Source organism: Pseudomonas sp. GW821-FHT02A11 (assembly GCF_059421985.1).
Genome location: NZ_JBWKWB010000022.1, coordinates 52,671 through 66,812, shown reverse-complemented (window position 1 = coordinate 66,812; position 14,142 = coordinate 52,671). Strand labels below are relative to the sequence as shown.

Here is a 14,142-nt window from a genome sequence, read left to right as displayed (position 1 = left end):
CCTGTGGGAGCGAATTTATTCGCGAGACGGCGGAACATCCGACGGATATGGATCGGATGTAATGGCCAATCGCGAATGAAATCGCCCCCACAGGTATCAAGCCCACTCGCATTGGTGGCCGGGCTTAAAAATCCATCGTAGCCGACACTTTCAACGTCCGTGGCTCGCCCTGGGTCAGGTAGTTGTTTGCCGTCGAGGCGGAGGCCCAGTAGGCCTTGTTGGCGACGTTTTCGACGTTGGCGCGCAAGGTGATGTATTTGTCGTCGGCCTTGAAACCGTAGCGTGCGCCGAGGTCGACGCGGGTCCAGGACGGGATGCTTAACGTGTTTTCGGCATTGACGTATTCGCCGCCGGTTCGCAGCATCCGGCCGCTCAGGGCCGCGCCTTCGATGCCCGGGATGTCCCAGTCAGCGCCCAGGTTGTACTGAAAGCGTGGCACACCCGCTGCGCGGTTACCGTCAGTGAGGCCGCCCGAAGTTTTGCTTAATTCGGTGTGCATGAAGGTCGCACCAGCCAGCAGGCGCAGACCATCGACCGGCTCGCCGAAAATGTTCATCTCAAGGCCTTTGTTGACCTGCTCGCCATCGACGCTGAACGTTCCCAGGCGATTGCCCGGCGCGGTCGTGGTCGCACTGTTGGGTTGTTCGATGCGGTACACGCCGAACGTCGCACCGTAGCTGTCCCAATCCAGCTTCACACCGGCTTCGGTCTGCTTGCTGCGACGTGGCGGGAATACTTCGTTGGGGTTGGTGACGTTGGTCGCGGGCGCTGTCGGCCCTTGCGCCAGGCCTTCAATGCGGTTGGCGTAGAACGACACATGCTCCCAAGGCTTGATTACAAGGCCGTACACCGGGGTGGTGATCGACTCGTCATAGTTGGCGCTCCGGGCACCCGTGGTGGTATTCCACGCGTCGACTTCCAGGGTCTGGCGACGCACACCAACGGTCAGCAACACGCGATCATCGATAAAACCAAGCGTGTCGGAGACGGCAGCGCTCTTGATGCGGTTCTTGCCCACGATACGCGGGTCATGAATGTCCGAACCGAAATACGTCACGCTCGGACGGGGAATCTGCACCGGGTTGTAGAGGTTGTTCGGTTGACGATTGGCCGCCAGAATCGCTTCGAACGACGAGCGCTGCTCCCCCCACATCCCCGACAGGCCGACGTTCATCTGATGGGTCACTGGCCCTGTGTCGAAATGCCCGTTCAAGCCGGCCACTGCGCTTTTGTTGTCTTCATCATGGGGCGAATACAGAAACCCCGTGCGCGCCGTGCCGTTGTTGTCGCTCACGTACAGGGAGGAATACTGGCCGTTCTCACGGGTGTGCTTGGCGCCGCCGCCCGCGTAGGCCGTCCAGTTGTCGTTCAGGTCGTACTCGGCGTTGACCATCCCATAGGTGTCCTCGAGCTGCGACCAGCTCCAGGTCTGTGAGTAATTGTCCTTGGCCGATGGCGGATGCGGGACCACGCTGCCGTTGGGGTAGATCACGGCGCGGCCCTGATTGATGCGCTCTTTCTGATAGCCGAAATCCGTCGAGACGCGCAGGCGATCCCCACGGTAATCCAGGGCGACAGCGATCAGTTGTGAGCGTTTGGTTTCGTCGTCGATGGCGGTGTCGCCGCCGTGCTGGGCCAGGTTGATGCGCGCGCCAAAACGGTTGTCTTCGCCGAATCGCTGACCCAGATCCAAGTGACCGCCCACAGTGGCGTCGCTGGCGTAGTCCAGCGTCACGCTGCGGGTCGGGGTGTCTTCGGCGCGCTTGGGCACGATGTTGACGCTGCCGCCGATGCCACTGCCCTGGGGCGACACGCCATTGATAAAGGCATTCGGGCCCTTGAACAGATCGACCCGCTCGACCGCTTCGGTGGTGATGATCTGCCGTGGCAGCAAACCGTACAGGCCGTTGAACGCGATGTCGTCGGTCTGCAGCGGCAGGCCGCGAATGGTGAACACCTGAGAGAAGTTGCCAAAGCCTGCCGACTGACGCACCGAAGCGTCGTTGAGCAGCACATCGCCCAAGGTGCGCGCCTGCTGGTTGGCGATGGTTTTGGAGGTGTAGCTGACCACGCTGAACGGGACGTCCTTGATCTCGCGATTGCCCAGCACGCCGATGCGCGCCGAACGAGCGACCTGTCCGCCGCCATAGGTGTCGGCCTGGGCGCTCAGCTCGCCGCTGACGGTGGTCGCCCCCAGCTCCATCGCATCGCCGAGCTTGACCTCGGGCGCCACGGTGTAGCCGTTGTCGCCGGTGCTGAGCAGTGAATAACCGCTGCCCTGCAGCAGGTGCGCGAAGCCGGACTGCACGTTGTAGCTGCCCTGCAGGCCTTCGCTGCGACGGTCGTTGAGCAGTTTGGAATCGAATGACAACGGCACGCCGGACGTCGCCGCGAACTGCGCCAGAACATCGCCCAGCGGCCCGGGCGCGATGGAATAATTGCGCGCGACACTGCTCTGCACAGCATCGGCCGCCAGCGCGTTATGCACCGGCGCCAGACCGATCAAGGCAACGGCCAGACTCAGGGCTTTGAGCGGGAAGCGAGTGGGACTCATTCTGAATGAATGCTTGAGCGGCCTGAGGGTCATTCGGCAATCCTGTCGAAGCAAAGAAAAGTGAGGGGTTCTCTTGCACACCGAACGACAGGGAAAAAGGTATCAGCGAACGTGAAAATAAACGTCAGGGGCACTCAAACGCGCCTGACCATTTGGGATTCGCACCGAATCATCTGTGCCAGACAAACCCTGTGGGAGCGAATTCATTCGCGAAAATGGTCCGGACGATAAAGAGATGTCGGCTGTACCGCCGTCTCGCGAATGAATTCGCTCCCACAGATTGTGTGCGGTGGCAGCCAAGCATCACCCGCGCGGCTCTACCGCCACCCAATACCGAGTCAGGCTGCTCACGCTGATCGGCAAGGTGCTCTGCAACAGGCGCAGGCTGGCGTCGGTGTCCCGCAGAGAAAACGCCCCTGACACCGTCAGCTCCGCGACCGCATCGTGACAGCGCAGCACGCCCTGGCGATAACGGCCCAGCTCGGTCAATAGATCCGCCAGACGCATGTTCTGGGCGACCATCATGCCGTTTTCCCAGGTCATGCTCGCTTGATCCAGAGGTACGACCGCCGCCGTCTGCTCCAGGCTGAATGCGCTCTGTTCACCGGCGTTGACGACCACGGCGGTGGTCGAATGGGCCGGCTTCATTTCAACTGCACCTTCGACCACGGCCAGGCGACTGTTCTGATCCTCGACCCGCACGCTAAAACGAGTGCCCAACGCACGGGCGGTGCCGTGGCGGGTCTGCACGATGAACGGCCGATAGGTCGGCGACGGATCGTGCCCTGTGATAATCAGCACCTCGCCTTTGAACAAATTGATGCGTCGGGAGGTGGCGCTGAAGGCAATGCTCAGCGAGCTGTTGGTGTTGATCAGCAGGCGAGTGCCGTCGGCCAGGGTCAGGTTTTTCTGCTCACCGATGGCTGTGTGCTGATCGGCCATCCACGCCTGCCATGGCAATTCTCGCTGCGCCAGCCAGATGGCCGGACCCGCCAGCAGAAACAGCCCGATGCGATTGAGCGCCTGACGACGACCGATGCTTTTATTGCGGCTGATGCGTTTGATGGTGTCGCTGGCGATAGAGCCTGGCACTGCGCGCAAATCTCCCATGATCGCCTCGGCCCGCTGCCACGCTTGCGCATGCTGGGCGCTGCGTCCGCGCCACAGCTGGATCGCGCGATGGTCTTCATCGGTGGCGCCACCGGACTGCAGTTGCACCAGCCAGTCGGCGGCTTCGCCGAGGATTTCCGGGTCGATGGAGTGGTTCATCAGGCCACGCTCAGGCAGGCAAGGAAGGCGTCGCGCATGTAGCGCTTGACGGTGATCAGGGAAACGTCGAGTTCGGTGGCGATCTGCGGATAGGTCATGCCGTCGATCTGCGACATCAGAAACGCCTGGCGTGTTTTTTCCGGCATCGCGCAGAGCATGGCGTCGATGCGGTACAACGCCTCCAGGATCAGCCAACGGGTTTCCGGCGACGGCACTTGCGGCTCGGGCAGGTGTGCGATGGTTTCCAGATAGGCGCGCTCGACATCCTGTCGGCGCCAGCGGTCGATCACCAGGCCCTTGGCGATGTGGGTCAGGAGCGCGCGCGGCGCTGCGCCCGTAGCGATGCTTTGGCGCGTCAGCAGTCGAACGAAAGTGTCGTGGGCCAAGTCTGCCGCATCGCTGGTGTTGCCCAGCTTGCGGTCCAGCCAGCGGTGAAGCCAGCCATGGTGTTCGCTATACAGGTTCTGAATGTGCAGGTTGAGCGATCGATCGACTGACGACATAGAGACCACTGGAAACATTCCGGGCGTCCGTGCCGGATGTAATTAAGAATTGATCGCATTCTATAGTCGACACCGGAGCGATAGCAATTTCATTGCACATCGCAGGGGATGAAAGGTCACGCCCGCTTTGTAGGAGCGCGCTTGCCCGCGATGGCGGTGCGTCAAGCGCCGCTGATGAAACTGATAGATCGAAATCGCGGGCAAGCGCGCTCCTACACAAGAGGTCGCCTTATTCGCGATAACCCGGCAAACCCCAGTCTTCCAGCGGGAACTCCGCCAGCGACCCAAGCATCAGGTCAGCATGGGCGTACTGCGAAACCGGCATGTGCGAGTCCGGCACGGCCACGGCGAACATGCCGGCGGTCTTGGCGGCGGTCACGCCAAACGGTGAATCCTCGAATACCAGGCAGTCTTTCGGATCTACACCCAGCAGGCGCGCTGCGGTCAGGAAGATGTCCGGCGCAGGCTTGGCGGCTTTGACGTCCTTGTGGTCGGCAGTGACCACGTGGCGAAACAGCTCGAACCAGGAGCGATGGTTGCCAGTTTTCACATGGAAGTAATGCAGCGAAGAGCTGGTGCCCACGGCAATTGGAATGTTGTGCTCGGCCAGATGACGCACCAGTGCCTCGGCGCCATGCATCGGCTGGGCGTGGGGGAAGCGCTCATCGAGCATGGGTTGGCGAACGGTGAGGAACTCGTCGGCGGACATCGGCAGTTCAAGGGCACTGATGACGTACTCGGCGAAATCCTGCGAGCCACGGCCAATGGAATGCTGCTTGATGGCCCAGTCGAAGGTCTTGCCGTGCCAGCTGGCGATGGTGTTGGTGACCTCGGTGTAGATACCCTCGGTGTCCAGCAACAGGCCGTCCATGTCGAAAATCACCGCCTTGATCGGTCCCTTTGGCTTTTGCGCGTTGCTCATTTCATCGATCCCGTTTGCAGGTTGGCGCCCAGCCTAACCCTTGCGCGAAGGAACTGGCTAGGCGCGGCGGCTGCAAAATGATCTCGCCAGGTGCTACTCTCGCCGGGCTTCGGGCCGCGCAGATGCTGCCCGGCGCCCCTGTGGGGGCGCCGTAACCCTGCTGAGTCAGGGAAGACCTCATCTCTCTTCAAGAACGGACATCTTCGAGTCGACACATGAAAAAATCAGTCAACATTGCCGTAGGCGTTGTCATCGTTGCAGGCGCACTTATCACCGCAGGCGCCTGGTACACGGGGACCCGTCTGGAAGGTGTGCTCGGTGATGCTGTTCAGCAGGGCAATCAGCAGATTCAGGCTGCCCTTGTCGGCCATGAAGGCAGCGCGAGTGTGGAGCTGTTGTCGCTGCAGCGGCACTTCTTCACCAGCACTGCGCATTACAAACTCACCTTCCAGAACCCGAAACTCAACGATGGCCAGCCGGTCGAGCTGCTGTTCGAAGACAACATCGAGCACGGCCCTTTCCCGTGGAGCCGAGTGAAGTCGCTGAATCTGGTACCCGTCATGGCCGCCAGCAACATGGCGATCGAAAAGAACGCGTTCTCCGAGAGGTGGTTCGCCATGACCAACGGCCAGCCACCGCTGACCGGCCAGTTCAGCATGGGCTATGACCGCGCGGCTCGCGGCCGGGTCGAGTTGCTTCCCTTCCAGTTCGACGATCAGACCGGCTCGCTGAAGTTTTCCGGCTTTACCCTCAACGCCTCGGGCACGGGTGATGGCGAAAAACTGGAAGCCAACGGCGTGTTGGGCAGCCTCGACGTGACCGCCACTTCCGAACAGGGCCCGGTGCACTTGCTGCTCAAGGACGTGACGTTCAACACCGGCGGCACCAAGGGCAAGTCGGGCTTCTACCTTGGCCACAGTGACGCCAAGGCGTCTTCGGTCACCTTCCAGGCGCCCAACCAGCCGCCTATCGCGCTCAAGGATTTCGTGAACACCAGCCTGTTGCAGGAAGTCGAAGGCAACCTCAACGCGCAGGTGACCTACGACATCAGCAACATCAGCGTCGACGGCAAGGACATCGGCTCCTCGCAGATGCTCTGGAAATTCGCCAACTTCGACATCGCGTCGACCAAAAATCTGCTGCAGTTCTATCAGGAAAAAGTCCAGCCCCAGGCTCAGGCCGCCGCTGCAACCGGCCAGACCTACACGCCGCACCTGAGCCCTGCCGATCAGGCGCTGGTGCAGGCTGAGGTCGGCAAGCTGCTGGCGGCCAAACCGCATATCGAGCTGGAGAAACTGTCGCTGAAAACCGCCAGTGGCGAGAGCCGTTTCAACCTGTCGATGGACTTGGGTAACCCCACCTCCCTCGATCAGCCGGGCGCTGCATTGCTCAAGCAACTGCTGACCAACCTGGACGCGAAGCTGGTGCTTTCCAAGCCGATGATCCGCGACCTGGCCACCCTGCAGGCTACTTCTGCCGGTCTGAGCGACCCGGCAGCCATTGCACGCAACGCCCAGGAGGCTGCAGATTCGGTCGGCGGCATGGCGGTCATGTTCCAGCTGGGCAAGGTCGAGGGCGACAACATCACCTCAACCCTGCACTACGCCAATGATGTGGTGGACTTCAACGGCGAGAAGATGAGCGCCCAGCAGTTCGCCGCAGCGATGATGGGCAAGTTCGTGATGCTCACTCGCGGGCAGTAAGCCTTGCAGGGGTCAGGCCGCTGCATCGGAGAGCCTGTCTCAGACGGGCGGCTGACGGGCAATTTCGGTCGGCGGCTCGCGAGTCTCTCGCTCTGGCTGTACGGTGCGTGAGGACATTTCCGCGCGCAGTTGCGGCAGGCACTGCGGGTATTGTTTGGCCACGAAACTGATCAGTCGCTCGCGCATGTGGCAGCGTGCATCCCAGCTGCGCGATGAATCCGCCGAACTCAGTAACACCCGCAACTGCATGGCCTTGTCGGTGGTGTCGGTCACCTGCAGTACGCACACCCGGCCATCCCACAGATGAGGAATGTCCTTGCAGATGCGCTCGGCTTCCTCACGCAACGCCTCCAGCGGCAACGCATAATCGACCCACAGAAACACCGAGCCGATCAGGCTCGATGTGCTGCGCGTCCAGTTCTGAAACGGTTTTTCGATGAAGTACTGCAGCGGGATGACCATTCGCCGCTCGTCCCAGATCTTCAGCACCACATAAGTGCCGCTGATTTCCTCGATACGGCCCCACTCGCCCTCGACGATCACCACGTCGTCGAGGCGGATCGGCTGGGAAATCGCGATCTGCAGCCCGGCGATCAGGTTGCCCAGCACCGGTTTGGCGGCGAAACCGGCGGCCAAACCCGCCAGCCCGGCAGACGCCAGCAGGCTGGTGCCGATCTGGCGAACCGGCGGAAAACTCATGAGAATCAGCCCGACGCCAAACAGCAGCACCAGCACATTCAGGCAACGCACCAGCACCCGCACTTGGGTCTGGATACGTCGCGCCTGCAGGTTGTCTTCGATGTCGAGCGGGTTACGGATGGCCACGGCCTCGCCAATCGCCTTGACACAGCTCAGCGCCAGCCAGGTGAAACAGGCCACAACGAGCATGCCGTTAAGATGCCGCACCCCCTTGATCAACAGCAGGTCATCGTCGGCTGACGTCCACACGGTTTGCAGCGCCAGCAAAGGGATCAGCCACAGCGTTGCGGCCTCGGCGCGATGAATCAGTTGCTGGGCAAAAACGAAGGACTTGGCCAGTCGTCGAAGTATCACCAAGGCGATCCAGCGCCCCAGCAGTGAAATGCAAACTGCGGCGGTGGCGGCGATCAGCGTGTTGAGCCAGGGAAGCGGCAGGGCGTTGAGCCAGGCGTCCGGAAGTACGTGTTCCATACAGTTCGCTCGCGGGAAGACGGTTCAAAGACAAGAGGTGTGAACCCCCGAGCCGACCAATCGTTCCCCTCGTCGGGCATCTGCTGCGATGGGGCTGGATCAGCGCACCAGCGCGTGTGAGCCGGTAAAAGCCTGATAGGCGCCGCTGCGTGGGCGTGTTTCCAGCAATTGCGACAGCAACTGGTCGATGAACAGGCTGCCGCTGTCGGCGCTGGTGTCGACGACGAATTCAGGCTCCAGCGGCGGCTCGTACGGGCTATCGATGCCGGTGAACTGCTTGATTCGTCCCTCCCGCACCGCCTTGTACAAACCCTTGGCATCGCGGCGCATGCATTCGCGCAACGGCGTGCTGACGTGCACTTCGATGAACTGGCCCTCGGCGAAATGTCGCCGAACGGCGTCCCGGTCTTCCCGATAGGGCGAGATCGCCGAGACGATCACGATCAACCCCGCGTCCACCATCAATTTGGCGACTTCGCCGATCCGTCGCACGTTCTCGCGCCGACTCTCTTCGTTCATGCCCAGGTCCTGACACAGGCCCCGGCGCAGGCGATCGCCATCGAGCAGATAACTGTGCAACCCATGGGCCACGAGAATCTGGTCCAGATGATTGCCCAGGGTGGTCTTGCCCGCGCCCGACAAACCGGTGAACCAGATGCAGCAGGCGCGCTGCTGCTTGAGCGATTCACGCTCGATCTGCCCCACTGACAGCGGCGCGTCGATGATCAAGGGGCGTGCTTCGGATCGTCTATCAGTCATAGGAAAACAGCTCGTAGTCTCGGGCGTAGACTTCGCGAATGCGCTTTCGCGAAGCGTCGGAACACAACCCGGCGGTTTGATAACGAGGGCCTGGGGAGCGGTTGAGGTGGCGCAATTGGCTGTTGATACCCAGGTGTTCACACAGCGCGGCGAAGTCCGACTCCAGATGCTCTTGGCGACCAATGAAGTCCACGGCGATCTGACCCATGGCGTTTTGCAGGAAATGATATTGAGGCGCGAAGTGTATTTGTTTCGATACATTCTCCGGATGGAGCCAACTATCAATGAACGTGTCGAAGCGGGTGTAACGGCTGACCAGTTCAAAAGCGGCCCGGTCCCGGGGCTGCGGACTCTGCAATAAGTAACGATAAGCCGACAATGCTCGATGTAATGGATCACGTACAAAGCCAAACTTGAAGTATTGCTCATAGCGATCTTTGAATTGCTTCTCGTACCAGTAGAGGGGCAAATGGCCGGTGGGGGTGTCGCCAAATATCGACATCGCCACGCTGCTGCCTGCGCACTTGGGCACATGAATGAAGATGCACTCGAAATGGCCGAAAGCCTCGGGAAACCGGGCCTTGCGCGACAGAGTCTTGTTGACCACCTGACGATCGACGACCGAAAGTCGCTCAAGCAGGAACTCGCGCTGGTTCTTTGGAATTAACTTCCAGAGTAAGTGATTCATGGGGGTAACCTGTAGCGGGGTATGAAGCGGTGTTCAGTCGGCGTTCAGGCTACAGGCACTTATAATAATTGGGGAGAACTTTGCAAATACTTTACGCAAACAGCCTTTCATGTAATTAAGTGTAATTTTTTGTATTAAGGTGGTTACGTGTAAGTTTGTTTGATCAGATTGTGTAAGTAACTGGGCTGTTTAAGAATTTCCGGCGAGGAGGTCGTAAACAGCCCGGTTTATATTACTGAGCGGGTACCGAAGCGTTGCCCGCCGCCCCCTGCAGGCGATTCTGCAAGCCGAAGCACTGGCTGACTTTCTGCTCGCGGGTGTAGTTGGCGCAGCGTTCCGGCATCAGCGAGTTTTGGCACTCTTTGTCCATCAAGGCGATGGCCTGATCGCTGAGGCAGTTGAGCTGACGCGCGGGCGCCGTCTGCAGCGTTTGCCCGGCGTTGGGGATGCGCAGGTCGTGACGCTGTAGCGGGTAAATGCTGGCAAAAATCGCAGCCCCGACAATAACCGCTGCCGACAGCAGCAGCTTGCCTCTGTTGATGTGCAGGAAGCGCTTGATTGCCTCGCGCACCGGGGCGTAGATCTGCGGATGACGATAGGGCGAGAGGAATATCCAGGCCAGCATCAGCAGCGAATAGCACACCAACGCCGCAAACCCTTGCTGCGCCACCACCACACCCGTCAACACCAGCGGAATGCCGTGACGCATGACCAACGCCTGCGAGGCCGGCCAGTGCAGCCATTCGGGCAGGACCTTGTCGCTGAGCCATTCATCGGCGTCTTCGATGGCCAGCGAGATGGGCCGCCATGCTCTCATGAAAATCCGGCAGATGCCCGTCATCAGGAAGGGGTATATCAGCAGGATCATTGCATTCTTAGTGCCATCCACAGGGCCTTTGATCAACTCGTTAGGCACCATGAACAGCGCGCTGAACATCAGCCAGCCAAACCAGGTCCACACCGTCGGGTTCATTGGCGCGACCTGTAACTCACGCCAGGCCTGAAGATCGGCCTCTGGGAAGCGTTCGAGCATTTCCGGGTAGCGATTGTTGATGGTCGAGCACAGGCGCTCGCAGGTGATCCACACGTCAGCGCTGCAGAAGCGTGCAAGACGCAGGCGGTCGACCTTGCGACCAGGATTGAGAACCAGCATTGCAGCCTTTTCTTCGACGGTGTCGGTCTTCCCGCTGGCGACCAGCCGCTGCCAATGCTCGAAATAGCCGTATTTTTCGCAGCGCTCGATCAGGTGCCGCCAGATGAATTCCGGCTCCGGAAAGATGCCCTTGCGGTCGTCCCAACCAAACAGCGTGCAGATCCGGTCGAACAGCGCGGCGGTCCAGCCCTTGTGGTTGTGCAGGAAAAACATGGTCCAGCGCTGAAACTGATCGCGACGTTCAAGCGACGCCAGCCATGGCCGCTCGGTCAGGCTTTCCAGTGCCGCGAGAAACGCGCGTTCCTGCCCTTCGATCAGCAGGTGCTCAAGCGTCGTGCTTTCGCTTTCCAGCAATTGCTGGGTGAGCTGGATTTCCTGATCGGCGCTCAAACGCAACGTCTGCCAGGGCGTCAGCCAGCGCAGCTGTTCGGTGGCGGCTTTGAGCAACGCGCTGTCGGGCTGTTCAGCTTCCAGGCAGTGTTCGAGCAGGCGTTGCTGGAAGGCCAGATCATACCCTTGCTCCACCGCGCTTTGATGCTGCTGTTGCAGATTCTGCGCAGTGGTGTGCTCCACCAAAAAGCGCGCGGCCTGGCGTGCAAGCACCTGAGGATCTGGCGCGGGCTGTACCAGATCGACGCCCACGGTGTCTGTGGCGGCAGGGGGGCGGGTTGCCTGGGCAGGCTCAATCAGCGCTTGGGAAACATGCGCGCAGGTCGTGATCGGTGCGTCACAGGCGTCGTCTTCATCCTTCTCATCGAACCGATTGCGCGCCCAGTCCAGCGCCCGCTCGTACGCTTCGCGCAGGCGCTGAAAGGCCTCCGGGTCGTCGTCGGGCCGGGTGACTTTCAGCAGCTTGGCGTATTGGCGTTTGATCGTGCGTTCATCGGCGTCGTCTTCAAGACCGAGCAAAGTCCAGGGGTTCATGGCGTTTACCAGTCCCCTCGCTCGAAGCGTTCGACTTGCTCGACCAGGCGCCTGCGTACCTCACTGATCTGGCGCTCATCCTGGGTTTCCAGCACGCGCTGGAACTGATTGGCCCACGAGCCGACCAGTTCGCGGGCATCGCCCAGGTACTCCTGATACAGACGTTCCAGGCGAGCCGTCAGGTGCGTGTTCACCTGCTGCTCGCGGGGGTGAATCTTCAGCGAATCGAGGGCTTTCAGGCGCTCCTGAATTTCTTCAGGCGTGAGCACGCCGGGGTTGTTTTCAATCACCAGCGTGTGCGCCTCGCCGGTCAGCGGGATGCGCACATCGGCTTCCAGAATGCCGTTGTTGTCGTAGGTGAATCGCACGTCCAGCTCGACCTCGCCGGCCGGGCGGCGCGGCACCTTGATCTCAAGCTCGCCGAGGGCAACGTTGTCCTTCACTTTGCGGCTCTCGCCCTGAAAGATCTTCACGGTCACGAAGGCCTGATGATCGTTGACGGTGTTTACCGTCCTGACCCGGCTGACCGGCACCACGGTGTTGCGCTCGATAATCGGCAGGTAATGCCCGGCCTCGTAATGCTCGCCGATGCGCTGGGTGGTCTCGATGCCCAGCGTGTAAGGGCAGACATCGGTCAGCACCACCTCTTCCAGCGCCGAATCCCGGGCTTTGAGGGCGGCCTGTATTGCTGCGCCCTGAGCGACGACTTCGTCGGGGTTGAGGGTGATGGACGGGAAGCGGCCAAACAGGCTGGCAGTGAGCTTGCGGATCAGCGGCATGCGCGTGGTGCCGCCCACCAGCAGGATTTCGTCCAGATCGGCGACGCGGATACGAGCGTCGCGCAGGGCCCGTTCGATAGGGGCGCGCAGCCGATCCAGCAGCGGCGCGTACAGCTCGATGAGCTGATCCTGCGTGATCGGCTTGCGCCACTCGCGGTCGGCATGGCGCAGCACGAACTCGGCGCTCGCGTCTTGCCCCAGTGCTTTTCGCACACGCTCAGCTTCCCGGCGCAGGGCCTGTTTCACGGTCTGAGTGGTGGGGAATTCAGCCTCGCTCTTGTGCAGCGAGACGAAATGCTCCAGCAGCAGGTTGTCGAAATCTTCGCCACCGAGGAAGTTGTCCCCGGCGCTGGCGCGGACCTCCATCACCCCATCGAACAGCTCCAGAATCGACACGTCGAACGTGCCGCCGCCCAAGTCGAACACCAGAAACGAGGTTTCGCCTTCCTTCTGATGCAGGCCATAGGCAAGGGCCGCGGCGGTGGGTTCGTTGATCAGCTTGTCGACTTTAAGACCTGCCAGCTCGCCCGCCACTCGCGTCGCCTTGCGCTGGGCGTCGCTGAAGTACGCCGGGACACTGATCACCGCTTCGGTCACGGGCTCACCGAAAGCGCGTTCCACATCGGCCTTCAGGCTCTTGAGCACCAGCGCCGACAACTCCTCGGGCCGATAACTGCGCGAACCGAGCTTCACCTCATGAGCGCTGCCCATGTGGCGCTTGAACAACGCCGTGGTGGTGGTCGGATGTGTTTGCAAACGCTCGCGCGCGGCTTTACCCACCAACACGTGCCCCTCGTCGTCCAGGCCGACAACGCTGGGCGTCAACAGCTCGCCCAGCGCATTACTGACCAATTGAGTGGCGCCGTCGCGCCATACGGCGACCAGACTGTTGGTGGTGCCAAGATCTATACCGACAATCATGCCGAACGTGCTCCTTGCGGGACTGCTGTGTGTCTGTCCGAGATAGACGAAAAAACGAAAGGTGTGATTAGACACTATCGGCGGTTGGAGGTGGGGCTTGAGGTGAACTGCCTGATGCAGAGGGCTGGTGAAGGCCAGTGGCACTGAATCCCGGCCAATATTTGTGCTTTTAATGTCTACCGATATGAGCATTAAGTTTCATAAAGTTCACGTAGATAAACATTAAATGGTGCTTGCGCGACGCTGTCAGTTCGTCGCGCATGCGTGCGTAATCAGGCTGTCGTCCTTGATTGTTGAGGGCGATTACCCGAAAATTTTCCCCTTTCGCGACACCCACCTACACGGAAAGTAAACCTGCCCATGACGTCCTATCGCATCCAAGAAGCCGACCTCGATATCCCTGACGCCTGGCAGGATCAGAGCATTAATATCTTCAAGCTGCCTGCAGTGGGCGGCGCGAAGGAAGCGAGTTTCGTCATCAGCCGCGATGCGGGACAGGGCGAGGCGGCGTTTGCCGATTACGTGGCCAATCAGTTGAAAAGCGCCGAGCAGCAACTGCCCGGTTTCAAGCTGGTGCAGACCTGGGATTTCGTGCTGCACGGCCATGCCGCAACCTTGCTGGACTATACCTGGCAGCGCGAAGGTCGTGACCTGATGCTGCGTCAGGTGTTCATCGAACGTCAGCCTGCGGTGCTGATCACTACCCTGACGACTACCCCCGGCGACCTGGTTCATCACGAGCCTGCGTGGAAGCAGGTGATGGCTGCGCTGATTCCGAGACCCACCCTCAACTGATG

Annotated in this window: 11 protein-coding genes; 2 read left to right on the top strand and 9 right to left on the bottom strand. The window is 60.6% G+C overall.

Features of this window, described 5'->3' with window-relative positions; all coding sequences use genetic code 11:
• Positions 1 to 124: 124 nt before the first annotated feature.
• From AC07V9_RS23730 to AC07V9_RS23715, 4 genes are all read right to left on the bottom strand, one after another.
• Entirely contained in the window at positions 125 to 2,587 is a 2,463-nt protein-coding gene (locus tag AC07V9_RS23730; protein ID WP_495018073.1) for a TonB-dependent siderophore receptor, read from the bottom strand.
• A 270-nt stretch (positions 2,588 to 2,857) separates the two neighbouring features.
• Positions 2,858 to 3,823, bottom strand: coding sequence for a FecR domain-containing protein (locus AC07V9_RS23725; RefSeq protein ID WP_495018072.1), 966 nt, complete (start codon positions 3,821 to 3,823; stop codon positions 2,858 to 2,860).
• On the bottom strand, positions 3,823 to 4,326 hold the full coding sequence (locus tag AC07V9_RS23720; RefSeq protein WP_495018071.1) for a sigma-70 family RNA polymerase sigma factor: 504 nt from the start codon (positions 4,324 to 4,326) through the stop codon (positions 3,823 to 3,825). Before AC07V9_RS23720 ends, AC07V9_RS23725 begins: the two co-directional genes overlap by 1 nt.
• A gap of 229 nt (positions 4,327 to 4,555) precedes the next feature.
• Positions 4,556 to 5,248, bottom strand: a complete 693-nt coding sequence (locus tag AC07V9_RS23715) for an HAD-IA family hydrolase (RefSeq protein WP_495018070.1) — start codon at positions 5,246 to 5,248, stop codon at positions 4,556 to 4,558.
• Between the two features lie 215 nt (positions 5,249 to 5,463).
• Between AC07V9_RS23715 and AC07V9_RS23710 the strand changes: the two genes are divergently transcribed.
• Positions 5,464 to 6,951, top strand: coding sequence for a YdgA family protein (locus AC07V9_RS23710; protein WP_495018069.1), 1,488 nt, complete (start codon positions 5,464 to 5,466; stop codon positions 6,949 to 6,951).
• A gap of 39 nt (positions 6,952 to 6,990) precedes the next feature.
• On the opposite strand, the gene AC07V9_RS23705 is transcribed toward AC07V9_RS23710, so the two are convergent.
• The 5 genes from AC07V9_RS23705 to AC07V9_RS23685 form a co-directional block, all read right to left on the bottom strand.
• Positions 6,991 to 8,121: a mechanosensitive ion channel family protein gene (locus AC07V9_RS23705; protein WP_495018068.1), complete on the bottom strand. Its 1,131-nt coding sequence runs from the start codon at positions 8,119 to 8,121 to the stop codon at positions 6,991 to 6,993.
• A gap of 99 nt (positions 8,122 to 8,220) precedes the next feature.
• Positions 8,221 to 8,880, bottom strand: a complete 660-nt coding sequence (gene cysC / locus AC07V9_RS23700; RefSeq protein ID WP_495018067.1) for an adenylyl-sulfate kinase — start codon at positions 8,878 to 8,880, stop codon at positions 8,221 to 8,223.
• Positions 8,873 to 9,568: a sulfotransferase family 2 domain-containing protein gene (locus AC07V9_RS23695; protein ID WP_495018066.1), complete on the bottom strand. Its 696-nt coding sequence runs from the start codon at positions 9,566 to 9,568 to the stop codon at positions 8,873 to 8,875. The genes cysC and AC07V9_RS23695 overlap by 8 nt, the downstream gene beginning before the upstream one ends.
• Positions 9,569 to 9,800: 232 nt before the next feature.
• Positions 9,801 to 11,645, bottom strand: a complete 1,845-nt coding sequence (locus AC07V9_RS23690) for a J domain-containing protein (RefSeq protein ID WP_495018065.1) — start codon at positions 11,643 to 11,645, stop codon at positions 9,801 to 9,803.
• Between the two features lie 5 nt (positions 11,646 to 11,650).
• Positions 11,651 to 13,345, bottom strand: coding sequence for a molecular chaperone HscC (locus AC07V9_RS23685; RefSeq protein ID WP_495018064.1), 1,695 nt, complete (start codon positions 13,343 to 13,345; stop codon positions 11,651 to 11,653).
• A gap of 360 nt (positions 13,346 to 13,705) precedes the next feature.
• Here AC07V9_RS23685 and AC07V9_RS23680 point away from each other — a divergent pair, with 360 nt between their 5' ends.
• The gene (locus AC07V9_RS23680; protein WP_495018063.1) at positions 13,706 to 14,140 is read left to right on the top strand and encodes a DUF1795 domain-containing protein; all 435 of its coding nucleotides are present in this window, start codon (positions 13,706 to 13,708) and stop codon (positions 14,138 to 14,140) included.
• Positions 14,141 to 14,142 lie beyond the last annotated feature (2 nt).